Origin of the sequence: Marinobacter subterrani (assembly GCF_001045555.1) — a bacterium.
Lineage (GTDB): Bacteria > Pseudomonadota > Gammaproteobacteria > Pseudomonadales > Oleiphilaceae > Marinobacter > Marinobacter subterrani.
In genome coordinates, this window is sequence record NZ_LFBU01000001.1 from 3,160,254 (window position 1) to 3,182,039 (window position 21,786).

General features: G+C 59.3%; 24 protein-coding genes. 11 read left to right on the forward strand and 13 right to left on the reverse strand.

What is annotated here, in order from left to right:
- Window positions 1-13: 13 nt before the first annotated feature.
- Both msub_RS14670 and msub_RS14675 read left to right on the forward strand, forming a co-directional pair.
- Window positions 14-274, forward strand: a complete 261-nt coding sequence (locus msub_RS14670; protein WP_048496699.1) for an acyl-CoA-binding protein — start codon at window positions 14-16, stop codon at window positions 272-274.
- A gap of 133 nt (window positions 275-407) precedes the next feature.
- A complete protein-coding gene (locus msub_RS14675; protein ID WP_048496700.1) occupies window positions 408-725 on the forward strand; it encodes a site-specific integrase in 318 nt (105 codons plus the stop codon).
- A gap of 8 nt (window positions 726-733) precedes the next feature.
- On the opposite strand, the gene msub_RS14680 is transcribed toward msub_RS14675, so the two are convergent.
- Both msub_RS14680 and greB read right to left on the reverse strand, forming a co-directional pair.
- Window positions 734-1,210 (reverse strand): hypothetical protein, encoded by a 477-nt coding sequence (locus tag msub_RS14680; RefSeq protein ID WP_227506742.1) that lies wholly within the window; start codon window positions 1,208-1,210, stop codon window positions 734-736.
- A gap of 113 nt (window positions 1,211-1,323) precedes the next feature.
- Entirely contained in the window at window positions 1,324-1,839 is a 516-nt protein-coding gene (greB, locus tag msub_RS14685; RefSeq protein WP_048496701.1) for a transcription elongation factor GreB, read from the reverse strand.
- A gap of 295 nt (window positions 1,840-2,134) precedes the next feature.
- Between greB and msub_RS14690 the strand changes: the two genes are divergently transcribed.
- Window positions 2,135-2,416 (forward strand): hypothetical protein, encoded by a 282-nt coding sequence (locus msub_RS14690; RefSeq protein WP_048496702.1) that lies wholly within the window; start codon window positions 2,135-2,137, stop codon window positions 2,414-2,416.
- Here the strand turns inward: msub_RS14690 and msub_RS14695 are convergent.
- The 8 genes from msub_RS14695 to ftsY all read right to left on the reverse strand — a co-directional run bounded on the left by msub_RS14695 (window position 2,410) and on the right by ftsY (window position 10,513).
- The gene (locus tag msub_RS14695) at window positions 2,410-3,900 is read right to left on the reverse strand and encodes a HAMP domain-containing sensor histidine kinase (protein ID WP_048496703.1); all 1,491 of its coding nucleotides are present in this window, start codon (window positions 3,898-3,900) and stop codon (window positions 2,410-2,412) included. The genes msub_RS14690 and msub_RS14695 overlap by 7 nt on opposite strands.
- Window positions 3,887-4,567 (reverse strand): winged helix-turn-helix domain-containing protein, encoded by a 681-nt coding sequence (locus msub_RS14700; protein WP_012137876.1) that lies wholly within the window; start codon window positions 4,565-4,567, stop codon window positions 3,887-3,889. The genes msub_RS14695 and msub_RS14700 overlap by 14 nt, the downstream gene beginning before the upstream one ends.
- 103 nt (window positions 4,568-4,670) lie before the next feature.
- On the reverse strand, window positions 4,671-5,450 hold the full coding sequence (hyi, locus tag msub_RS14705) for a hydroxypyruvate isomerase (protein ID WP_048497143.1): 780 nt from the start codon (window positions 5,448-5,450) through the stop codon (window positions 4,671-4,673).
- Between the two features lie 7 nt (window positions 5,451-5,457).
- The gene (locus msub_RS14710) at window positions 5,458-6,369 is read right to left on the reverse strand and encodes an NAD(P)-dependent oxidoreductase (protein ID WP_048496704.1); all 912 of its coding nucleotides are present in this window, start codon (window positions 6,367-6,369) and stop codon (window positions 5,458-5,460) included.
- Window positions 6,370-6,599: 230 nt separating this feature from the next.
- Entirely contained in the window at window positions 6,600-7,460 is an 861-nt protein-coding gene (rpoH, locus tag msub_RS14715; RefSeq protein WP_048496705.1) for an RNA polymerase sigma factor RpoH, read from the reverse strand.
- A gap of 194 nt (window positions 7,461-7,654) precedes the next feature.
- Complete coding sequence (ftsX, locus tag msub_RS14720; protein ID WP_048496706.1) at window positions 7,655-8,659, reverse strand: permease-like cell division protein FtsX; 1,005 nt, start codon at window positions 8,657-8,659, stop codon at window positions 7,655-7,657.
- Window positions 8,649-9,338, reverse strand: a complete 690-nt coding sequence (gene ftsE, locus msub_RS14725) for a cell division ATP-binding protein FtsE (protein WP_048496707.1) — start codon at window positions 9,336-9,338, stop codon at window positions 8,649-8,651. The genes ftsX and ftsE overlap by 11 nt, the downstream gene beginning before the upstream one ends.
- A 29-nt stretch (window positions 9,339-9,367) precedes the next feature.
- Entirely contained in the window at window positions 9,368-10,513 is a 1,146-nt protein-coding gene (gene ftsY, locus msub_RS14730; RefSeq protein WP_048496708.1) for a signal recognition particle-docking protein FtsY, read from the reverse strand.
- A 160-nt stretch (window positions 10,514-10,673) separates the two neighbouring features.
- Here ftsY and rsmD point away from each other — a divergent pair, with 160 nt between their 5' ends.
- Window positions 10,674-11,309: a 16S rRNA (guanine(966)-N(2))-methyltransferase RsmD gene (rsmD, locus tag msub_RS14735; RefSeq protein WP_048496709.1), complete on the forward strand. Its 636-nt coding sequence runs from the start codon at window positions 10,674-10,676 to the stop codon at window positions 11,307-11,309.
- 62 nt (window positions 11,310-11,371) lie between these two features.
- On the opposite strand, the gene msub_RS14740 is transcribed toward rsmD, so the two are convergent.
- Window positions 11,372-12,550, reverse strand: coding sequence for a DesA family fatty acid desaturase (locus tag msub_RS14740; protein ID WP_048496710.1), 1,179 nt, complete (start codon window positions 12,548-12,550; stop codon window positions 11,372-11,374).
- A gap of 139 nt (window positions 12,551-12,689) precedes the next feature.
- On the opposite strand from msub_RS14740, the gene mutM reads away from it, so the two are divergent.
- The 6 genes from mutM (at window position 12,690) to msub_RS14770 (ending at window position 17,906) form a co-directional block, all read left to right on the forward strand.
- Complete coding sequence (mutM, locus tag msub_RS14745) at window positions 12,690-13,502, forward strand: bifunctional DNA-formamidopyrimidine glycosylase/DNA-(apurinic or apyrimidinic site) lyase (RefSeq protein ID WP_048496711.1); 813 nt, start codon at window positions 12,690-12,692, stop codon at window positions 13,500-13,502.
- A gap of 184 nt (window positions 13,503-13,686) precedes the next feature.
- A complete protein-coding gene (locus msub_RS14750) occupies window positions 13,687-14,019 on the forward strand; it encodes a hypothetical protein (protein WP_048496712.1) in 333 nt (110 codons plus the stop codon).
- A 109-nt stretch (window positions 14,020-14,128) separates the two neighbouring features.
- Window positions 14,129-14,818 (forward strand): GMP/IMP nucleotidase, encoded by a 690-nt coding sequence (gene yrfG, locus msub_RS14755; RefSeq protein ID WP_048496713.1) that lies wholly within the window; start codon window positions 14,129-14,131, stop codon window positions 14,816-14,818.
- 41 nt (window positions 14,819-14,859) lie between these two features.
- Window positions 14,860-15,267: a ribosome-associated heat shock protein Hsp15 gene (hslR, locus tag msub_RS14760; protein ID WP_048496714.1), complete on the forward strand. Its 408-nt coding sequence runs from the start codon at window positions 14,860-14,862 to the stop codon at window positions 15,265-15,267.
- A gap of 76 nt (window positions 15,268-15,343) precedes the next feature.
- Window positions 15,344-16,198 (forward strand): Hsp33 family molecular chaperone HslO, encoded by an 855-nt coding sequence (hslO, locus tag msub_RS14765; RefSeq protein WP_048496715.1) that lies wholly within the window; start codon window positions 15,344-15,346, stop codon window positions 16,196-16,198.
- A gap of 172 nt (window positions 16,199-16,370) precedes the next feature.
- Window positions 16,371-17,906: a phosphoenolpyruvate carboxykinase gene (locus tag msub_RS14770; protein WP_048496716.1), complete on the forward strand. Its 1,536-nt coding sequence runs from the start codon at window positions 16,371-16,373 to the stop codon at window positions 17,904-17,906.
- A gap of 131 nt (window positions 17,907-18,037) precedes the next feature.
- On the opposite strand, the gene msub_RS14775 is transcribed toward msub_RS14770, so the two are convergent.
- Together msub_RS14775 and msub_RS14780 are read right to left on the reverse strand one after the other, a co-directional pair.
- Entirely contained in the window at window positions 18,038-20,098 is a 2,061-nt protein-coding gene (locus msub_RS14775; RefSeq protein WP_048496717.1) for a TRAP transporter large permease subunit, read from the reverse strand.
- A gap of 26 nt (window positions 20,099-20,124) precedes the next feature.
- Window positions 20,125-21,189 (reverse strand): hypothetical protein, encoded by a 1,065-nt coding sequence (locus msub_RS14780; RefSeq protein ID WP_048496718.1) that lies wholly within the window; start codon window positions 21,187-21,189, stop codon window positions 20,125-20,127.
- 302 nt (window positions 21,190-21,491) lie between these two features.
- Between msub_RS14780 and msub_RS14785 the strand changes: the two genes are divergently transcribed.
- On the forward strand, window positions 21,492-21,764 hold the full coding sequence (locus msub_RS14785; protein WP_048496719.1) for an HU family DNA-binding protein: 273 nt from the start codon (window positions 21,492-21,494) through the stop codon (window positions 21,762-21,764).
- The last annotated feature ends 22 nt before the right edge of the window (window positions 21,765-21,786 follow it).

Below are 21,786 nucleotides of genomic sequence, written 5' to 3' on the forward strand. Positions count from 1 at the left end.
TAAGGAGATTGACATGAGTGACCTGAAAACCCGCTTTGACGAGGCCGTAAACTACATCCAGACCGCTGAAGGTGACTTCAAGCCATCGAACGAGGTCAAGCTGGAGTTCTACGCCCTCTATAAGCAGGCCACCGAAGGCGATGTGTCCGGCAAGCGCCCGGGCATGATGGATTTTGTCGGCCGGGCCAAGTTTGATGCCTGGGAGAAGCTCAAAGGTATGTCCAGCGACGACGCCATGCAGAAGTACGTCGACAAGCTCGAGGCCCTCAAGTAAGTGGCATCCCGCATTGGCTGCCGGTCAGGCCGCTGGCCGGCAGCCCTTCCCGGGTAAAACTTTTGCGACGGTCAAACGATTGTCATAAGATGCGCCCAATATAACAACAACAATCCATCGGGAAGAGTTATTCATGGACATCACCGAGGCGCTGGAACATTCCCAGCCTGGCCTTGTGGGTCGGGTCAGGGACGCCATCCGCAAACATCAGCTTAATCAACGTTCCGAACAGACCTACCTGCACTGGATCACGCGATTCGTCCTGTTCCATGATCTGAAGGACCCGGAGACCCTGGCCAATGAAGACCGCCAGCTGTTTCTGGATTACCTGAGCGCGCGCATGCGGGTGTCCCGGGCAAGGTTCAACCAGGCCAGTCAGGCTCTGGCATTCTTTTACGAGGATGTGCTTGGCAAGACTTCGGTAACCAATACCGGCTGCGCCGCTGCCTGAGGCATGGCTCAGCGCTCACTCATATTGATGTTCAGGGTGTCGTAAGTCCGATTCTGGGGCGGCCGGATCACATAATTGTTGCTGTGGGTCTGCCCGGGAATGGACTTGGGGTTGCTGAACCGGAACTCCACAGGGATTTCAGACCGGCCAAGGTCGGTTCGGCTATCGCCGGGCTGGAGTGCCAGCGGATCCAGGTAATAGTCGTCTCCCGTGCGCGGCCTAACTGGCACCCCCGCGGCCGGCGCGGCAAGACCGCCTTCAATCACGGTATTTGCCAGGGCTTCCTCCTCAATGGAGCGAAGCGGAATGGTGTCAATGGTTGACCGCTCTTCAAACTGAAACACACTGTCAGCATCATCCGGGAGCGATGCGTCCTCTGCCAGGGCGAAAACCGGGAAAATGAGCCCAGCCGCCAACCCGGCAAAAACCCGTGACTTCCGGGCCTTCCTCCCTGGTGTTTTCTGGCATTCCGAACGCATACCCATGATGACCATCCTGGCTGACAGACCCTTGCCTGCAGAAGCGAGTGACACTATTTGATCAGTCTATCGCCAAACTACACGGAACGCCCGGTCAGTCGACGATTCTGTGACGCTTTTCACTTGTCATCGGCGGGCGCCTGATAGCGGATGCCTGCCACAAACAGGGTTTTCCAGCCTTCGGGCGTCCGGACATTCACTTCATCGTCCAGCCGTTTACCGATCAGCGCGCGGGCCAGCGGTGAATTGATGCTCAGATAGCCTTTGGTCAGATCAAACTCATCCGCCCCCACCAGGCGATAGGTCTGCTCCGCGCCCTCCTCATCTTCAACCGTCACCCAGGCCCCGAAGAACACCTTGTTACGATCATCCGGTAACCGGTCCACCACCGTCAGCTCGTCCAGTCGCTTGCTCAGAAAACGAACCCGACGGTCGATTTCCCGCAACTGCTTCTTGCCATAGATATATTCCGCATTCTCGGAACGGTCCCCCAGGGCAGCGGCCTCCCGCACCGCCTGGGTGACTTCCGGTCGTTTCACCTTCCACAGATACTGCAATTCGTCACGCAGTGCCCGCTCCCCGTCCGGGGTAATATATCGGGGGCGCACGCCAGCATTACCGGGAGCCTTGCTCATTGGTTCACAACATCCTCTGCCACTGGAAATACAGAATCGGGAGATATAAAAAAACCCCGTAAAAACGGGGTAAGGCTAGCGCTGTGCTGGAGGGAGAAGCAAGCAACTTGTGCCGGCTTCCAAAGCTACAGTTTCCATTATGCAGATCGGGCATTACACCGGCGTGGCCGCGGAATTACCTTTTGGTCAGGCAGATTGCCGGCCCGGTCGCGCCGGAATTAGGTTGCACACTCTAGGGGCAGGGCATAGATTCGCAGCACCATGTCTTACAGCTTCCCGTTACGGAGAAATCAACATGAACACTCAAGCACTGCTGAACATCGCGCTGAACGGGGTCGACACCCTGGGTTACCGGCTTGATCAGTTCGGCATCACCGGCAAGGTGAACCGGCATAATATCGCGGCTTTTCTGATGGCCGAGCAGAAGCATCTGGAGGGTGAGTGGGACAGTATTCAGGTACGGGTGAATCGTCGCCGGGCGCAGGTCGAAAAGATCACCCACCAGATTGAGTCCCGCACGGAGGCGCTGGTGAGCCCGCTGCTGTCCCGGCTTAATCGCTTCCGCGCCAGTCAGTGAGTTTCTGCTCCGGTGGTTTCGCTCGGGGCCCGGGTTTCGCCGGCCGCTGAGCCAGCTTGCTGCTCAGCCTGCGCTGCCCGGATCCGTTTCCGGGCCTCGGTGTAGGCAGGCATACGTACGGTGACGGTCAGCCCCGGAGGAGTGTCACCGGGCCTGGTATCGCTCAGAACAATCCGGCCCTGGTGGATTTCGGCAACGGCACTCACCAGGCTCAGTCCAAGCCCGTTACCGGGCAATGAGCGGCTTTTGCCAACCCGATAGAAACGCTGGAAAACCTGATCCTTCTCGGTGTCGGGAATACCGATGCCACTGTCGCGCACTTCAAAGACCGATTCGGCCCCCTCCTTGCGGACGGCAACACCGATCACACCATGTTCCGGCGTGTATTTGATGGCGTTATCAATCAGGTTACTCACCATCTGGAACAGCAGGTCCCGGTCCCCCTCAATCATCACCCCAGCTTGCAGCGACTGCTCAAAGCGCTGGTCCTTGTCTTCTGCCAATGCCTCATAGAGTTCGCAGGCATCGGTTACCAGCGCATCCAGCGATACCGGCTTCATATCCGCGGCATTACCGCGGGTCTCGAGCCGCGCAATCCGCAACAGAGCATTGAATGTCGCCAGCAACTGGTCGGCCTCGGCCACGGCACGGCCGGCCTGCTCCCGTGCCTCGTCGTTATCGACAGACATCAGCGTGGTCTCAAGCTGGTTCCGGAGGCGGGTCAGGGGGGTGCGAAGATCATGGGCGATGCTGTCGGAGACGTGCCGGATCCCCTCCATGAGATAGACAATTCGGTCGAGCATCTGGTTGAGGTTTTCAGCCAGTTGGTCAAAATCGTCTTCGGTTCCCCGGGTCGGAATTCTCAGGGACAAATGGCCATTCATGATTCGCCGGGAGGTGTTGTTGATAACCTCAATCCGCCGCGTCGTGCTCCGGCTCATCAAAAAACCACCGAGCAGCGCAAGCGCGAGGGTGATCCCCATTCCCCAGTTAATGGCGGTTTCGATCACTCGCTTCAGGTTGGTGAGCTCATCCACATCCCGACCCACCAGCAAACGAAGCCCGCCCTGCACTTCAAAGATACGGGCACGGGCCAGGCGCTCGGGGCCGGTCCAGCCGACAGATTCATCCAGCGTGAAATTGATCCAGCCGCTCTCAGACCGACTGCCTTCAGGCCAGGTCTCGATGTTGCCGGCCAGCTTTACGAAGTCGTCGGTTGTCAGCAGGTAAATGGATTTGGCGTTGGGGTCGCGGGCGACGCGCTCACGAATAATGGTAATCAGGCCGTTAATGCCACGGCTTCGATACTGTTCCGCCAGACCGGCGATTTCCGCCTCAATGGTTTCGTCGGTCTGGGCGGTCATGAAGCCCGCTGTTCGCCAGTAGATGAAGGCAAGCAGCAAGAACACCGAGGTGGCAAACACCACCATATACAACAGGGCTAGCTGAAAAGACGAAGTCCGGAGCTGACTAAGCAGTTTCACGTAACATGTACCCTGCTCCCCGGATGGTTTGCAGCAAGGGAGTCTCGAATTCCTTATCGATCTTGGCACGCAGACGACTGATGTGCACGTCGATGACGTTGGTCTGGGGGTCGAAATGGTAGTCCCAGACTTTCTCCAGCAACATGGTCCGGGTAACCACCTGGCCCGCGTTACGCATCAGGTACTCCAGTAGCCGGAATTCACGGGGCTGCACATCAATGTTCTGACCCGCCCGCTTGACAGTCCGGGCCAGCAGATCCATTTCCAGATCCGCTACCCGCAACACCGTTTCGGTTTCCGCCGACTGCCGGTTACGCCGGACCAGTGATTCGATCCGGGCCAGCAACTCGGTAAAGGAAAACGGCTTGGTGAGGTAATCGTCACCACCACCCCGCAAGCCTTCAACCCGGTCGTCCACATCGCCCAGGGCGCTCAGGATCAGAACAGGCACCTGGTTTCCGGTGGCGCGGACAGTCTTGATGATGGACAGCCCGTCCATTCCCGGCAGCATGCGGTCGACAATCATGATGTCGTAGTCTTCACTGGCCGCCATCATCATGCCTTCCTTGCCGTCGGCCGCATGGTCTACTACGAAGTCGGATTCCTTCAGCCCTTTGACAAGATAATTTGCTACATCCTGATCGTCTTCGATTACCAGCGCTTTCACCGACTCTCCTCCCGATAGCGGATTACATTAACGACAAGGGTACGAAGAACTTGGTAAGCCGGCCAGTTACGATCTTGTAAGAGGGTGTCGCCTATGGCGACGGTCACCCCTGCCCAGAAAACCAGCCCAGGCTTGCCCCCGTGGCGCCTGTGGGCCGGTACTCGGCACCAACCCAGCCTTCATACCCCATCCGATCAATGGCTGCAAAAACATTCGAAAAGTTAATCTCCCCGGTGCCCGGCTCATGGCGCCCGGGATTATCCGCGAACTGAATATGGCCAATCCAAGGCAACAGGCACTCCATTGAGCGCACGAGATCCCCTTCCATGATCTGCATGTGGTAAAGATCATACTGCAGCCGAACGTTGTCTGCGTCCACTGCTTCAATCAGGGCAAGCACCTTGCCAGACGTATCCAGCAAGAAACCTGGCATGTCCACCCGTGAATTAATCGCCTCCAGACACAGGGTTATGTCCTGTTCTGCCAGCTTACCGGCTGCCCAGGTAACGTTGTCCTCCAGCGTCTGCCACGCAATGTCCTCGGAAAGAGTCGCCGGCTTCAGCCCGGCCAGACAGTTCACCGTCCGGCAGCCCAGCGCGCCGGCATAATCAATCGCCTGATCGACTCCGGCCCGGAACTCCTCAACCCGGTCCGGCAGGCAGGCTATGCCCCGCTCACCGGCACCCCAGTCGCCCGGCGGCAGGTTGAACAGCACCTGGGTCAACTGATTGTCGCTCAGCATCTGGCCAAGCAGGTCTTTCGGATAGGCATAGGGAAACAGGTACTCCACCCCCACAAACCCAGCGGCCCGAGCCATGGCAAAGCGCTCGGTAAAATCGACCTCGGTGAACAGCATGGACAGATTGGCAGCAAAACGGGGCATGGTGTCGTTACTCTTTCGGGCCGCGGCCAAGCGAACCAAGCAAGGCACCATTCAGATGCTCCAGCTCCAGCAGCAGGCCGCTGTGGTCAACATCGCTGTGGCCATTGGCCACCAGCGACAGATATTCATTGTGGGTCTGCTGGGCCAGCGGCAGAGTCAAACCTTCAGCGCGGGCCTCATCCAGAATCATCCGCATGTCCTTGAGCTGAATCCGGGCCGGCGCACCGGGCGCAAAGTCCCGGTCAATCATCCGCTGGCCGTGCAGTTCCAGAATCCGGCTACCGGCAAAACCGCCCATCAAAGCTTTCCGAACCGCCGCCGGATCGGCCCCACCCCTGGCCGCCAGCAACAGCGCCTCGGACACAGCCCCGATGGTAATCCCGACAATCGCCTGGTTGGCCAGCTTGGCCAGCTGGCCGGACCCAACCGGCCCGATCCTCGTGCATTTGCCCAGCACCTCAAACACCGGCCTGGCCCGATCAACATCCGCCTCTGTCCCCCCGGCCATGATGCTCAAACGCGCCTCAGACGCACCCACAGTGCCTCCGGAGACCGGCGCGTCGACATACCCGGCACCCTGCTCCACCGCCAGTGACGCATGGCGACGAGCCACGGAGGGCTGAACCGAGCTCATGTCAATTACCAGTGCACCCGGCTTCAGAGCCTCAATCGCACCCTGGGCCACCAGCACCTGCTCCACCACATCGCTGCTTTCCAGCATGGTGATCACCATGTCGGCATTGGCAACCGCTGCTGCCGGCGATTTTGCGATGGTTGCCTCGGAGGAAAACGGTTCACACTTGCTGGTGGTCCGGTTCCACAAAATCATCGGGAAACCTGCATCGAGAAGATTGCGGGTCATCGGCGCGCCCATAAGGCCAATACCAAGAAAGGCGATGTGTGGATAATTCGAGGTCATTTTTATTCGGCCCTTGCATCAAATGTTCAGGACGGGATGGGGTGGGGCCTTCCAAAACTGTGCGGAGCCCAAGCGCCACATGGATGTGCCGCAAGGAGCGTGTTTTGGAAGGCCCCACCCCATCCCGTCTTCCACGGAGTCCAACTAACGATTATACAAACAAAAACGCCACCAACCGGAACCGGTGGTGGCGTTTTGAACAACGTGGCCATCTAAGGCCAGCCGATAAGTCAGGCCGCCTCAGACATCTGCACACGAATCTTCTTCATCGCATTTTTCTCAAGCTGACGAATCCGCTCCGCAGATACGCCATACTTGTCAGCCAACTCATGCAGGGTCGACTTGCTCTCGGACAACCAGCGCTCGCGCAGAATATCCTGGCTGCGCTCATCCAGCTGCTCGAGAGCCTGCATCAGGCGACCATTGGAATCCTCCGACCAGTCGGAATTCTCCAACTGGGTGGCCGGATTGCTGCGAGCATCTTCAAGGTAATACGCCGGCGCCTGATAGGCACTGTCCTCGTCATCGTCCATCGGGCCATCAAACGCGGTGTCATGGGAGGCCAGCCGGCCTTCCATTTCCCGGACCACCTTGGGCGCGACACCCAGATCTTCCGCCACCGCATTCAGCTCATCGTGGCTGAGCCAGGCCAGCTTCTTCTTCTGGCTGCGCAGATTGAAGAACAGCTTGCGCTGGGCCTTGGTGGTGGCCACTTTCACAATCCGCCAGTTGCGCAGAATGAACTCATGAATCTCGGCCTTGATCCAGTGCACGGCAAACGACACCAGCCGAACCCCGTACTCCGGATTGAAGCGCTTGACCGCTTTCATCAGGCCGACATTGCCTTCCTGAATCAGGTCTGCCTGGGCCAGACCATAACCCGAGTAGCTGCGGGCAATATGGATCACGAAGCGCAGGTGTGACATAACCAGATAGCGGGCTGCGTCCACGTCGCCCTCATAGTGAAGCCGTTCGGCCAGCTCCCGCTCTTCGTCCGCTGTGAGCACCGGAATGCGACTCGCAGCCTGAATATACGACTCGAGATTTGCCCCCGGAACCAGTCTGTCAACCAGCTGTAAACTCGTACCCATGTTTAACCTCCGAACCCGACGGGCCTTGAATGTACCAACAATTCTTTAGACCGCCAAGAACTTTGAAAGTTCCCGAATTTCCCAGTAAACCTTTGTTAATCAAATACCTGGGAAATCCACCTTCCCTTTAGCAACTTTCACCCTAGCTCAGTTGAAGTTGCTTTAACAATACGCTTTTCCCGCAATCCGGATCATTACCCTCCGGCAATGTCGCCGGGCTCAATGTCATCCAGATGGCGTTTGACCGCGACCCAGGCGCCCAGCCAGCCTAGCAGCATTGCGACAATAATCAACGCCAGGGCACCATCAAAACTCAACCCGTTGAGCGAGAAGTCACTCCGGTACAGCCCGGCCAGCCGCTCTATGGGCCCACTGAGCCACCAAAGCGACAGTTGCAGCAGTATCAGCGCAACGACCCCGCCCCCCAGACCAAACCAGGCACCGGTATAGAGAAAGGGCCTGCGCACGAAGCCATCGGTGCCGCCCACCAGCTTGGCAACGAGAATCTCATCCCGCCGGCTCTCGATCGACAGCCGCACGGTATTCCCGATGACCAGTACCACGGCAGCCGAGAGCAGGAAAGCCAGGGCCCAGACAGCTCTGGCCAGCAGCTCAGTCATGGCATTGAGGCGCTGCAACCAGCCCAGATCCACCTGAACCTGCTCAAATTCCTCCATGCCCTCCAGAAAGCGAACCAGCGCTTCCACACCGCTGGCCGAACGGGCGCTTTCCTCGGGTGTCACCAGCAGCGTGTGCGGCAAGGGGTTTTCCCCCAGGTAATCCAGGGCATCTTCAAGACCGGAAGACGCCCGGAACTCTTTCAGGGCCTGTTCGCGGTCGACCAGCTCGACACTGGCGATCCGGCCATCTCTGGCAATTTCATCACGCAGCTGCCGGGCCTGTTCCAGGGGTACGCCCAGGTCGAAATAGGCCGTCACCCGTGCACTGCTCTCCCAGCCTGCACTGACACCCTGCAGGCTGGTCAGCAGCAACAGCAGTGCGACCGGCAGCGCCAGCGCCACCCCCATCACCGTCCAGGTCATCAGGCTGGCAACCGGGGTATGCCACAGGCGCTGCCCACTGTCCCGGGCAACCTTGCGGTGGTGGTTCAGGTAACTTTCCGCCTGCTCGCGCCATGCCGAGCGGGCGCGGTTGGCCCCGCGGGCCTGCTCCGGCTTCCGGCGTGGGTCAGTGGCCACTGATACCTCCCGCCACCGGCGCACCATCCGCGGTCAGGCGCCCGTGGTCAAGGGCCAGTGTCCGCCGCCCCATCTCATTGATCAGGACAATGTCGTGGCTGGCAATCAACACGGTAACGCCCACCTGGCTGAACTGGCCAAACAGATTCATGATGTCGGCAGACAGCTCCGGATCAAGGTTACCGGTGGGCTCATCCGCCAGCAGGACCGGGGGCTTGTTGACCACCGCCCGGGCAATACCCACCCGCTGCTGCTCCCCCCCCGAGAGCTGCATCGGGTTCATCTTTTCCTTGCTCAGCAACCCCACTTTATCGAGCGCGGCACGAACCCGGCGCCCGGTATCCCGGGGGGAAGCTCCCATGACCTCCAGCGGCATGGCCACGTTGTCAAAAACCGTACGGTCAAACAGCAACTGGTGGTTCTGGAACACCACGCCGATATGGCGGCGGACGTAGGGAATCTGGCGGCGCGGCAACCGGTTCAGCACCTGGCCCCCAACGATCACTTCGCCAGCAGTGGGGCGCTCCATCACCATGATCAGTTTCAGCAGGGTACTTTTACCGGCACCCGAATGACCGGTGAGAAACACCATCTCACCTCGCCCCAGCTCAAAATTCACCTGGCGCAGGGCGGTGTGATCACTGTCGTATCGCTTGGTGACCTGACGAAACTCAATCATGGGTGGCTACCGCTGGGCTCGATTCCGGGCTATTCGTCAAACAGTGCATCCACGAAGGTTTCAGCATCAAAACTGCGCAGGTCATCCACCTGCTCACCAACACCAATAAAACGGATGGGCAACTGCAACTGACGGGCAATGGCAAACACGATACCGCCTTTGGCGGTGCCGTCCAGTTTCGTCAGGGTAATGCCGCTGACACCCACGGCCTGCTGGAACACCTGGGCCTGGCTCAGGGCATTTTGGCCGGTACCGGCATCCAGAACCAGCATCACTTCATGGGGCGCAGTGTCATCCAGTTTTTTCATCACCCGGACCACCTTCTCCAGCTCGCTCATCAGGTTGTCCTTGTTCTGCAGGCGACCGGCGGTATCGGCGATCACCACGTCCACGCCCCGGGACTTGGCGGACTGAATGGCATCGAAGATCACCGAGGCGCTGTCAGCGCCGGTATGTTGCGCCACCACCGGTACGTTATTGCGCTCACCCCATACCTGAAGCTGCTCGACGGCGGCCGCCCGGAAGGTGTCCCCTGCCGCCAGCATCACCGACTTGCCCTCACCCAGGAATTTTTTGGTGAGCTTGCCAATCGTTGTGGTTTTGCCCACACCGTTCACACCGACCATCAGGATGACATAGGGGGCCTTGGCGGGGTCGATCTCAAGCGGCTTCGTGACATCCCGGAGCAGACCGTGCAGTTCATCCCTCAAAGCCTTGCGCAGCGCTTCACCGTCCTTGAGCTGATTGCGCTCAAGCTTGTCCGTCAGCGAGTCGATAATCTCGGACGTGGCGGTAACGCCAACGTCGGCCATCAGAAGCGTGGTTTCGATTTCCTCCAGCAGGTCCTCGTCAATTTTCTTGCTCAGCGAGAAGAGATCGGACAAGCCGCCGCTCAGGTTCGCCCGCGTTTTTCCCAGACCCTGCCGGATACGCTCAAACACGCTGACTTGCGGCTCAGGTTCCAGCGTTTTCTCCGGTTCGGGAGCCGGCGCGACGGCAGCCGGCGCCTCGTTCCCGGATGCCTCTGGCTCGGGGGCCGGTCCTTTCGCGACCTCCGGCTTGCGTTGCGGAACCGGCCGGGGCCGTGGTACGCGGCTTCGGTTACCGGCAATATCCAGAACAAATACGAGCACAAGAAGGGCCAGGAGGCCGATTGAAATCCACTCTGCCGTCATAAAGTCATACCATCAATCTGAATGGGCGGGACGAAGAAAGCCGACATTCTAGCAGACTGTCCCGGGGAAGTGAGGACTGGCCGGATTATCACGCCAGTGCCGGTTTCCGTTAAGATGCCGGCAGACATTCCGAATCAGACCCGCCTCTGGAGCTGCAAACATGGCGCGCCGAAGACCCGCACGGAGCCCGTCACCAACTTCAAAACCACCAACGGGACGGATCGCAACAGGCAGTGTTGAGCTGCGCATTATCGGTGGCGACTGGCGCAGCCGGAAACTGCGTTTCCCGGATGCCGGCGGCGTTCGCCCGACACCGGCCCGCACCCGGGAAACCCTCTTCAACTGGCTCAGCTTCCATCTTGCCGGCAGCGACTGCCTGGATCTCTTCTCCGGCTCCGGAGCCCTGGGCCTGGAAGCTCTCTCCCGGGGCGCCGGTAAGGCAACCCTGGTGGACCACACACCGGCGCTGGCCAGCGCCCTTCGGGACAATCTCAGGCTGCTGAAATCCAACCGGGGCGAGGTTGTCTGCGCCGGTGTTGAACGCTACCTGGAACACCGGAACCGGCCACCGTTTGACATTGTGTTCATGGACCCACCCTTTCGCCAGGGCTGGCTGGAAAAGCTGTTTCCACTGCTGGAGAAGCAGGCCTGGATAAAACCCGGCGGTTGGGTCTACGTGGAACACGAAAGTGAGATACCGACCCCCGCGGTACCGCCCACCTGGCAACTGCATCGCCAGAAAACTGCCGGGCAGGTGACTTATTCACTGTTTCGGGTCATCAGTCGGGAGCAATGACCCATAAAAAAGGGGTCAGATGAAAGCGTTCATCTGACCCCTCCTTCAGCTTCACCGGAGGCTCAGGCCGAGGGCCGCAACGAATACGCCCGCAGATGCTCGGCGAACTCCTCAAGATACCGGATACCACTGGCTTCTGCTTCCCGGCACCAGTCCATCAAGGCATTGAGTTTGTCCTGGGGCTTGAGCCCGCGCTGACGCCAGAGCGCCTGCAGCTCATGACTCTTCTCGTAGATCTGGCGCAGCACCGGATTGCGCTCAAGCACGGATTCCAGGGTTTCCTTTTCCTTTGGCTGAATCAGAGTAATTTCACGGGACAACAATTGCCTGAGCTTGCGGTAACGGGGACGGATCTCGTCGTCCATCAGCGCCTTCTGCTGGCGCAACACCGGCTCCATCACCCGCTTGCGGTATTGGCGCATGATATCGAACCGGTTATTGGCGATGGCCTGCACGGTCTCCACATCCACATCGAGCTTGCCGGGCACATGGTGGGCAATCGGCCGGTAGCCCTTCGGCTTCGCCAACCCGAACAACTGGAACAGGCGGATATAACCCCAGCCAACATCCACCTCAAACCAGCGCCGTGACAGCTTGGAGGAATTCGGGTAGGTGTGATGGTTGTTGTGCAGCTCCTCGCCACCGATCAGCAGACCAAGGGGCGAGATGTTGCGTGCGTTATCGGCACACTCGTAATTGCGATACCCCATCCAGTGGCCAATACCGTTCACCACACCAGCAGCCCATACCGGGATCCACATCATCTGAACCGCCCAGATCCAGATACCGTGAACGCCAAACAGCGCCAGGTTGATCACCGCCAACAAGCTGATGCCCAGCATCTTGTAACGGCTGTAGAGATGACGTTCGACCCAGTCTTCCGGAGTACGCTGGCCGTAGCGTTCAAGGGTCTCCGGCGTTGCCGACTCGGCGTAGAGTTCGGCCCCCTGGAACAGCACCTTGCGAATCCCCAATACCACGGGGCTGTGAGGATCCTCCTCGGTTTCACATTTGGCGTGGTGCTTCCGGTGGATAGCGGTCCACTCCTTGGTATTCTGGGCCGTTGTCAGCCACAGCCAAAAGCGGAAAAAGTGTTTCAGAACCGGATGCAGATCCAGCGAGTTGTGCGCCGAATGGCGATGCAGGTAGAGCGTTACACTGACGATCGTGACATGAGTCATCCCAAGTGTAACCAGAATGAGCTGCATCACAGACAGGTCAAGAAGACCATTAAACCACATAGTAAATCCTCAAAATCATTATCTTTGGCGCGAGGCCAACGTGTTCACTTTAGCGTACAGCTGTAAGCCACAACAACCGTATTTGGATGCAGAATTGTTACTGATTACACTTGTTCCTTTTCCATCGGAGATACCGCCTGTGCCCGAACTTCCTGAAGTGGAAACCACCCGCCGCGGTATAGCGCCTCACTGTGAAGGCCAGACCATTACTGGCGTCACTGTCCGCAATGGCAGCCTGCGCTGGCCCGTTCCGGCTGATCTGGGCGACAGGCTAAGGGGGCAGATTATAAGAAGTATAGACCGGCGCGCGAAATACCTGTTCCTGAATGTAGAGCACGGCACCGTGATTGTTCACCTGGGTATGTCCGGCAGCCTCCGGATCATTGCCGACGAAACTCCACCCATGCCCCATGATCATATTGACCTGACCCTGGGTTCCGGAACCATCCTGCGCTTTAACGATCCCAGGCGCTTCGGTTGCTGGCTCTGGGCCGACTCCGTCGACGACCATCCACTTATCCGCCAACTTGGCCCGGAACCCCTGATGCCGGAATTCAATGGCGCACTGCTGTTCCAGCTGTCACGGGGCAAAAACACCCCGGTAAAGTCCTTCATCATGGACAATCACGTGGTGGTGGGGGTTGGCAACATCTACGCCAATGAAGCCCTGTTCAAGGCTGGCATCCACCCCCGGCGCAAGGCAGCCCGCATCAGTCGAGACCGATATCACCGACTGGCCGGGGCCATTCGGGAAACCCTCAGCGCCGCCATTCTGATGGGAGGCACCACTCTGAGGGATTTCGTCAACAGCGACGGCAAGCCCGGCTACTTCGCCCAGTCCCTGCTGGTCTATGGCCGCGGCGGAGCCCCCTGCAAGGAATGCGGAACGCCGCTGAAGGAAATCCGCATGAACAACCGCGCCACGGTTTACTGCCCCCGCTGCCAGCGGTAAATACGCACGGAAATGCACATTCTGCAACGAAAAATCGTTTGAAAATGCGCAAATATGATTCATAGTTAACAGAGGATTAATGCCCACTGTTTACAATAGGTTCGTATCAAGGTGATGCGACCCGGATGCTGGCTTCCCCTGAAAACAGCATCGACAAGGGCCAAAAAGCTCAGGAGACAGTACGATGACCCGCAAGATTTCCCGCACCCTGGTGGCCACAGTGGCCGCCTGCCTGCTGGCCTTTTCGTCCATTGGCCACGCCCGTGCCGTTGATGAAAAGCCGTCGGCACTGGCGATGACCGGCGACGCCCTCTTTGTACGCCCGGCCCTGCTGGCAACTACCATCGTGGGCAGTGCCGTTTATCTGGTGTCACTGCCCTTTTCACTGCTCGGTGGCAACGCCGATGAAGCCGGTGAAGTGCTGGTGATGGGTCCGGCCAGAGCCACGTTTGTACGCTGCCTTGGCTGCACCCGCACCGGCCGGAAAACCGAGACGGTTGAACAGACCGGCAACTGATCGGCCTGCATCCGGACAGTTTCCCTGCTCTCGCCTCCGTACTATCACGGCTTGCCCTGGCAAACGATCTCCGGCAGCCTGAAGAAAATTCTTCAGGCTGTTTTTGTATATGGTTGACTGGTCATCCCTGGACACGGTGTTCCTCGATATGGACGGAACACTGCTGGATTTGCATTTCGACAATCACTTCTGGCTGGAACACCTGCCGGTACGCTATGCCGAGCATCACAATCTCCGACCACAGGACGCCAGGGACCGGCTGATCCCGATGATCATGGCCGAACGCGGCTCCCTGAAATGGTACTGCACCGACTACTGGAGTGAACGTCTCGCCCTGGATATCACCGCCCTGAAAGCGGAAGTCGGCGACCGGATTGGCTATCGGCCCCACGTCACTGAATTTCTCGACGCCCTGCGCGCTTCCGGCCTTCGGTCGGTGATCGTCACCAACTGCCACCCGGATCCTCTGGCCCTGAAACTCCGACATACCGGCCTTGAGGCCCGCGTCGACGCCATCGTCTCCAGTCACCAGCTGGGCAAGCCCAAGGAAGACCCGGCATTCTGGCGGGACCTGCAGCGCCTGGCGCCCTATCAGGCCGGATCCACCCTGATGGTGGACGACAGCTTCCCGGTGCTGGAGAGTGCCCGGAGTGCCGGCATCGCCCAGTGTCTTGCGGTACTGGCGCCGGACAGCCAACAGCAGGCCCGCGCCCGGCACCCGGAAATACCCGGTATCCACCACTTTGACGAGATCCTCCCGGCCCTCCGCCAGCGGTCGCCCCTGCCATCCAGCCGATGACAGGGTTATAATAAGCCGATAAGCCCATCAGGTGAGGAGATATGACGGCATCAGCCCCTGACGACCAACGTATAAGGCTCGACAAATGGCTCTGGGCCGCACGCTTCTATAAAACCCGTTCGCTGGCCAAGGAGGCCATTGAAGGCGGCAAGGTTCACTACAATGGCCAGCGCTGCAAACCCGGAAGGCTGGTGGAGACCGGCGCCAGATTGACCCTGCGCCTGGGCTGGCAGGAAAAAATCATCATTGTTGATGAGCTCAGTGACCGGCGCCGGGGCGCGCCGGAGGCCCAGACGCTTTACCACGAAACCGAAGACAGCGTTAAGAAACGCGAGGAAATGGCCTGGCAACGAAAAACCATGCAGGCCGCGCAACTTCCTCCCGCGAGGCGGCCCTCCAAGAAGGATCGTCGCGATATCCAGCGCTTCCGCGAGCAAAACGGCATCTGAACCCTTTCATGCATTCCCGCATCGGTTGCGGAATCATCACTGCCAAGACCGGCATTCAGTTTTCAGGAGACACAAAATGGCATCCCGCGACCAGTTCCAGCGTTTTATCTTCGAGCACAGCCAGGTGCGGGGAGTGTGGGTTCAATTGGGCGAAAGTTTTCGCGAAATCGGCAGCCAGGCGCCCTACCCGGACAGCGTCCGAAGTTTGCTGGGCGAAGCCCTGGTGGCCAGCATTCTGATGAGCAGCACCCTGAAATTCGAGGGCACCCTGTCGATTCAGGCCCAGGGCGAAGGGCCACTGCGTACACTGATGGCCGAATGCAGCCACGACCGTTACATCCGTGGGCTTGCGCGTTTTGATGAACACGCCGTCAGCGAAGACAGCTTCCACGACCTGCTGGGCGAGGGCCGCATGGCCATCACGATCACACCGAACAAGGGCACGCGGTATCAAGGGGTGGTACCACGAGAGCAGGACACCCTGGGTGGCTGCCTGGAAGAGTATTTCGACCGCTCGGAACAGATCCCCACCAGCCTGCTCCTGTTTGCCAATGAAGAGACCGCCGCCGGCCTGATGCTCCAGCGCCTGCCCGGCGCCACCGAAGAGGATGACGACCTGTGGAACCGGGTCAACCATCTCGCCCGGACGGTCGAAGCCTCCGAGCTGCTGGAACTGGACAGCGAAGCGCTCCTGCACCGCCTGTTCCACGAGGAAACCGTGCGCCTGTTCGATGCCGAACCGGTCGCCTTCCGTTGCAGTTGCTCCAGGGAGCGCACCCTCGGCGCGCTGGAAGCCATCGGCAGTGATGAGTGCTACAGCATTCTGGACGAGCAGGGCTCCATTGAGATGGACTGCCAGTTCTGCCATGCGCACTATCGCTTCGATAGAAATGATATTGATCATCTTTTCACCGGTCATACGTTACACTAGAACCGCTTCTGAATCGCCGGGAAGCCACTGATGGCATGGCTTCCCGGGCAGTCGTTTTTTCCCGGCGCGTCTGGCATAATAGCGCGCCTGAATTGACCCGATTGTTCAGATTTCCGTCAATTTTGGGGGGCGGCCTGGACAATCACTAAGACATCCCGAGGGCGAGGTCGAAGTGAGCAACACTTATAATGATCTGAGTACAGCACGGCTGGTTGAAGTAGCACTGGCGCGTGGCGAGGGCCAACTGGCCTCCAATGGTTCACTGGTGGTAAGAACCGGTGATCGAACAGGCCGATCGCCCATGGACCGCTACATTGTCGAGGAACCAGGCACCTCTGGCGACATCCACTGGGGTCCGATCAACCGCCCTTTTGACGCCGATAAATTCGATGCGCTCTGGGACCGGGTTGAAGCCTACATTGCCGAAAAAGACCGTTTCGTGTCTCACGTTCACGTCGGCTCCGACCCCGAGCATTACCTGCCGGTGAAAATGACCACCGAAACCGCCTGGCAGAACCTGTTCGGCCGTAACCTGTTTATCTGCCCGGACAGCTACAACACCGCCGACAAGCCGGAATGGCAGATTCTGAACGCCGCCAACTTCGAATGTGTGCCCGAGCGTGATGGCACCAACAGCGACGGCTGCGTCATGATCAACTTTGCCAAGCGCAAGGTTCTGCTGGCCGGCATGCACTACGCCGGTGAGATGAAGAAAGCCATGTTCTCCGTGCAGAACTTCCTGCTGCCGGCAAAAGACGTGCTGCCGATGCACTGCTCCGCCAACGTTGGCGAAGATGGCGAAACCTGCCTGTTCTTCGGCCTGTCAGGTACCGGTAAGACCACGCTCTCCGCAGATCCGCATCGCTTCCTGATCGGTGACGACGAACATGGCTGGGGCCCGGGCACCGTATTCAATATTGAAGGCGGCTGCTACGCCAAGTGCATCGACCTGTCCCGGAAGAACGAGCCAATCATCTGGGATGCCATCCGTTTCGGCGCCATAGTCGAGAACGTGATGATTGATCCGCAGACCCGTGAGCCCGACTACACCGACGTTTCCCTCACCGAAAACTCCCGCTGCGCCTACCCGCTGGAGCATGTCGAGAAACGGGTGATCGAGAACCGTGCGGGTGAGCCCTCGCACATCGTGTTCCTGACCTGTGACATGACTGGCGTACTGCCGCCCGTGTCCATCCTGAGCCGCGAAGGCGCCGCCTATCACTTCCTGAGTGGCTACACCGCGCTGGTCGGTTCCACCGAGATGGGCTCTTCCTCCAAGCTGAAGTCCACCTTCTCTACCTGCTTTGGCGCACCCTTCTTCCCGCGCCCGGCCGGCGTCTACGCCGAGCTGCTGATGAAGCGCATGGACGAGTTCGGCAGCAAAGTGTTCCTGGTCAATACCGGCTGGACCGGCGGTCCTTACGGCGAAGGCAAGCGCTTCAGCATACCGACGACCCGCGCCATCATCGCCGCAATCCAGAACGGTGATCTGGACGACGTCGAAACCGAGCACCTGCCGACCCTGAACCTGGACGTTCCAAAGCACGTCCCGGGCGTAGACACCGAGCTGCTGAACCCGCGCAATACCTGGGTGAGCCCGGACTACTATGATGGCAAGGCCCAGGAGCTGATTACCCAGTTCGTGGAGAACTTCAATAAGTTCGATGTCGCCGACGCGATTGTCGAGGCTGGCCCGAAGCTGGACTGAAGACTGAAAAAGGGGTCAGATGAAGGCGTTCATCTGACCCCGGGTTCACAGGCCGGCCCGGAGCTGAGCTGAAAACCAGAAAAGGCAGAAAAGGGGTCAGATGAAGTTCTCATCTGACCCCTTTTTCATGTTCAGGAATAAAACAACAGCGGCAGGAAGGCCACCAGCAGCAACGAGCTCCCCATGGCAATCAGCGGCATGATAATGCGCTCGTGGCGCTGGTAGAAGGTGCCGCCTTCGGCATCGGCGGCAGCAATCTCTGCCTCGCCGACCACCTGCCGGGCCAGAAGGTGGTTCAGGGCCACCGGAGGGCTCAGGTAACCCAGCTCAAAGGCCACCAGGGTAACCATCCAGAAGTGCACCGGGTGAATACCGCTGGCATAGGCAATGTTGGCAACGGTGGCGGTCACGAGGATTACCGCCCCGAAGGCATCCATGATCATGCCCAGGATCACCAGAATCACCACCATCAGCAGCATGGCCGTCCAGGCGCTGTCGAAGGCCTGCGGGAAAGTCGCCATGATGTGGGAGCGCTCGATAACCCCGCCAATGCTGACTGACAGCCCCAGCAACAGCAACAATGCGCCGATCTCCGCGGTTGTGTCATTGGTGGCGCCACGCAGGCTTCGTTCCAGCCCCTGATGATTGACCTCCCCGGATGCCCGGCCCCGGCGGCTTTTCAGGCTGACATGCTCATACACCAGGATGGCCAGCATGATTACCGGCAGCAACCGCGGCGCGGAGAACTCGTCCATGCGTACATCAAGTGCCAGCCGGTAGAACAGCACCACCAACGCAATCACCAGCACATAGGGAACCAGTGGTCGGAGCGCCTGGATCGTGGCCGGAAAAGCCTCGGACGATGGCGCCAGATTGAACTGGCTCTGGCGATTGACAGTCAGGACCACCAGCGCGAACAGAGTTGCGGTCAGCACAAATACCCAGATGCCCCAACCGAACAACTGGTCGGTGGTCACTTCCCGGTTCAGATAGGCGATCACAACGACCAGCAGGCAGGGCCGTAGCACCACACCCAGGGAACCGGACATGGCCGTTGCCGCCAGGGCCAGCTGGCGACGGGCACCGGCCGCGCGCAACTCGCCGTAGATCACCGCGCCGGCGGCAATGACAAAGATGCCCGAAGCGCCGGTGTAGGCCGTTGGTACCGCAGCCACCAGAACCGCCACCACCGCCAGCATCTCCGGCGGCATGCGCCAGGGCCGGAAGACATTGAACACCAGTGTGGCAAGGCGGGTCTGCTTGAGCATCATGCCCACCCACACATACAGGCCGACATTCAGGAACATGTCGGACAGCTCCATCATCTTGCCCAGATAGATGCCGATGCCCGAGGCGTGCCCAATCAGGGCAAAATAGGTTCCGGAAATCAGGCACATCACGGTGTAAAGCGGGACCGCCAGAAACGCCTTGTTCAGGCTGCCACCCTCCTGTAGGTCACCCGGCACCCGGAACAGCCGGTACAGGCTGGCCAGGGTCAGACAGGTAAAACCGCCAATCCAGAAGTTGTGCAGCAGTAGCTCTTCCGATGAGAGCGCGGTGTCCGACGCCAGGCTGGATTGCCGGAAGATAGCACTGGAGCCCAGCAACATGGCGTTGGCAATGGTCTGCAGGGTATGCGACACCGTGTAGTCGAGCCGGGTTTCCATGGCACGCATGGCGATATGGTGGCGGGTCAGCGTGGCGGTCACGGCACACAGCATCACCAGAATCACGAGGATGAAGCGCTGGGACTCCAGGCCAAAGGCGATCAGGTCTGCGATAAAGAGCTCCACTGCCTGGTAGACCTTGACCCCCGGCGTCATCTGGTCCTGCAGGTTCTTGAAGCTCTGATGCGCCTGAACGCAGTCGGCCACGGAACGCTCGATGGCGAGACGGATGTCCGCCGGGTCCTTTTCCCGGGCGCCCAGCAAGGCGGCCATTGGATCATCGGCCGGGGCCTCAGCGAGCTCGGCGGCCACCGCCGCATCAATGTCGACATCGGGGTTGCAGGTTGGTCGGACCGGGTCCATGCGCAACTTGTAATAGCCGCTCCAGATCTGCTCTCCACCGCGCAGCATCTGGTTATGAATATCGCTGCTGGTGGAAAAGATGACCACGGCCAGCAACAGAAGACACGCGGGCAGTGAGGAAAACCACTCCAGCCCGCTACGATGAGTACCGCCCTTGGACATAACTGATTACTCTGGGTTTTGAAGGGTTACAGGAGGGCATCCAGATCCATGGTTTCAATGTCTTCCCGGGGATCATCCCAGAAGGTGCCAAGCTGGCCGAGCGGCGTCCGGTGGCCGGTATTCTCAACCCAGAGACGATCAGACACGGCAAGGATCATGTCGGTAGCCATGGCATCAACAAACCGCCAGTCCTCGTTCGGCGGGGTGGTTTCCAGGGACTTCGCATGATCCCGGATCACCTCCCGGACCATTGCCTCGTCACCCTTGTTCAGGGCAGCGATAGCATGAAACACATGAGCCAGCCGCACACCCGCGGCTGTACCCTGGGCGTCGGCCTGCTCCAGTCGCTCGAAGGCATCTTCGCCCTGTGGCTCGGCGCCCGGGATCATGGCCCATACGGTTGCCCGCAGGGCCATGGGTGCGCCCCACCACTTGTCATTTTCAAGACAGCTGGTCGCCCGGGCCACAATCGAACCGATATTTGCCGGCACCCCAATGGACGAGGTGGACTGGATCTGGGAATTCAGGGCCTGCAGACCGGAGAGCAGGCCGGCCATGTAGATGAACTCGTCCATGTCATCGTCAAATTCGGGGCATTCACCGGCCGCCGGGTCACCATAATGCGCCTTGAAATGCTGCCAGCCCTTGAAATAGCGCTCCGCAGCCAGCGTGTTCGCCCGCTTCTGGCGAATCATGGCATCCTGGGCGGCATTACCGTTCATGGCGTGCATCGCGGCCAGGGCCGCCAGCTCATGTTCACGGGCCTGTTCATCGGCACAGCCACCGGCAGACAGGTACAGCATAACGGCAAGTTGATCCGGCTCGCTGGTCACCCGACCGAACGACATCAGGAGCGGCGCGGTCGCCTCACTCATCGCGCAGCCCATGGCCAGATCATCACTCGCCATCAGAAAGGGAACCGTGTGATCCCGGGAGAAGCCCTGCATGACATCGCCGGTGGTCTTGTAGATCATGTGATTGACCACACCGCAGCCGCTCAGGATCACACTGGCGGCACATGCGGCCACCAGGTTACGGAACCGGCGCACCGTGAAAAGCGCCTTGCGGGAGGGATTCCGGAAATGGCTCATACCTTTTTCACCTTTTGCGTTTTGTTCTGATGCACTCTTTTGCAACCTTGTACCGCACTCAGAGGACTGGCGCCGGCTGACAATCAGGTTTGTTACAGACTGTAACCAGCCACGCATTATGTCGCACAAGATCCTGTTTTTATGCGACAGATGCCGCAAATGACGCCAATTTACACACACCCATGCCGCCCGCTGGTTTGCACAATGGGCCGCAAGCCACTATAGAATTGATCAACCGTGAGTCGTTGTGATTCCGGCCGGAACCCGACTGAAAAGCAGAACTACAAAAACAGGAGTACCCGATGCGCAAACCTGAACTCGCCGCAGCCATTGCCGACCGCACCGGCCTGACCCGTGAAAAGGCCAGCGAAGTGATCACCGCGTTCACCGATCAGGTCTCAGCCGCCGCCTCCCGGGGCGAAGACACCACCCTGATCGGCTTTGGCACGTTCAATATCCGCAGCCGTGAGGCCCGGGAAGGGCGAAACCCGCAAACCGGCCAGAGCATTCGCATCCCTGCCAGCAAAACGGTCGGCTTCAAGGCCGGTAAGGCACTGAAAGACGAGATCCGTTAGCCAGGTACAGGCCCGCGAAAGC

Excerpts from the sequence above, each read along its gene's own strand:
- hslR (WP_048496714.1), top strand. The coding sequence starts at position 14,860 with ATGACGGCATCAGCCCCTGACGACCAACGTATAAGGCTCGACAAATGG.
- greB (WP_048496701.1), bottom strand. The coding sequence starts at position 1,839 with ATGAGCAAGGCTCCCGGTAATGCTGGCGTGCGCCCCCGATATATTACC.
- ftsE (WP_048496707.1), bottom strand. The coding sequence starts at position 9,338 with ATGATTGAGTTTCGTCAGGTCACCAAGCGATACGACAGTGATCACACC.
- rsmD (WP_048496709.1), top strand. The coding sequence starts at position 10,674 with ATGGCGCGCCGAAGACCCGCACGGAGCCCGTCACCAACTTCAAAACCA.
- hslO (WP_048496715.1), top strand. The coding sequence starts at position 15,344 with ATGGCATCCCGCGACCAGTTCCAGCGTTTTATCTTCGAGCACAGCCAG.
- msub_RS14675 (WP_048496700.1), top strand. The coding sequence starts at position 408 with ATGGACATCACCGAGGCGCTGGAACATTCCCAGCCTGGCCTTGTGGGT.
- ftsY (WP_048496708.1), bottom strand. The coding sequence starts at position 10,513 with ATGACGGCAGAGTGGATTTCAATCGGCCTCCTGGCCCTTCTTGTGCTC.
- msub_RS14775 (WP_048496717.1), bottom strand. The coding sequence starts at position 20,098 with ATGTCCAAGGGCGGTACTCATCGTAGCGGGCTGGAGTGGTTTTCCTCA.
- msub_RS14670 (WP_048496699.1), top strand. The coding sequence starts at position 14 with ATGAGTGACCTGAAAACCCGCTTTGACGAGGCCGTAAACTACATCCAG.
- msub_RS14690 (WP_048496702.1), top strand. The coding sequence starts at position 2,135 with ATGAACACTCAAGCACTGCTGAACATCGCGCTGAACGGGGTCGACACC.
- msub_RS14750 (WP_048496712.1), top strand. The coding sequence starts at position 13,687 with ATGACCCGCAAGATTTCCCGCACCCTGGTGGCCACAGTGGCCGCCTGC.
- msub_RS14780 (WP_048496718.1), bottom strand. The coding sequence starts at position 21,189 with ATGAGCCATTTCCGGAATCCCTCCCGCAAGGCGCTTTTCACGGTGCGC.
- msub_RS14710 (WP_048496704.1), bottom strand. The coding sequence starts at position 6,369 with ATGACCTCGAATTATCCACACATCGCCTTTCTTGGTATTGGCCTTATG.
- msub_RS14680 (WP_227506742.1), bottom strand. The coding sequence starts at position 1,210 with ATGGGTATGCGTTCGGAATGCCAGAAAACACCAGGGAGGAAGGCCCGG.
- rpoH (WP_048496705.1), bottom strand. The coding sequence starts at position 7,460 with ATGGGTACGAGTTTACAGCTGGTTGACAGACTGGTTCCGGGGGCAAAT.
- yrfG (WP_048496713.1), top strand. The coding sequence starts at position 14,129 with ATGGTTGACTGGTCATCCCTGGACACGGTGTTCCTCGATATGGACGGA.
- hyi (WP_048497143.1), bottom strand. The coding sequence starts at position 5,450 with ATGCCCCGTTTTGCTGCCAATCTGTCCATGCTGTTCACCGAGGTCGAT.
- msub_RS14740 (WP_048496710.1), bottom strand. The coding sequence starts at position 12,550 with ATGTGGTTTAATGGTCTTCTTGACCTGTCTGTGATGCAGCTCATTCTG.
- msub_RS14785 (WP_048496719.1), top strand. The coding sequence starts at position 21,492 with ATGCGCAAACCTGAACTCGCCGCAGCCATTGCCGACCGCACCGGCCTG.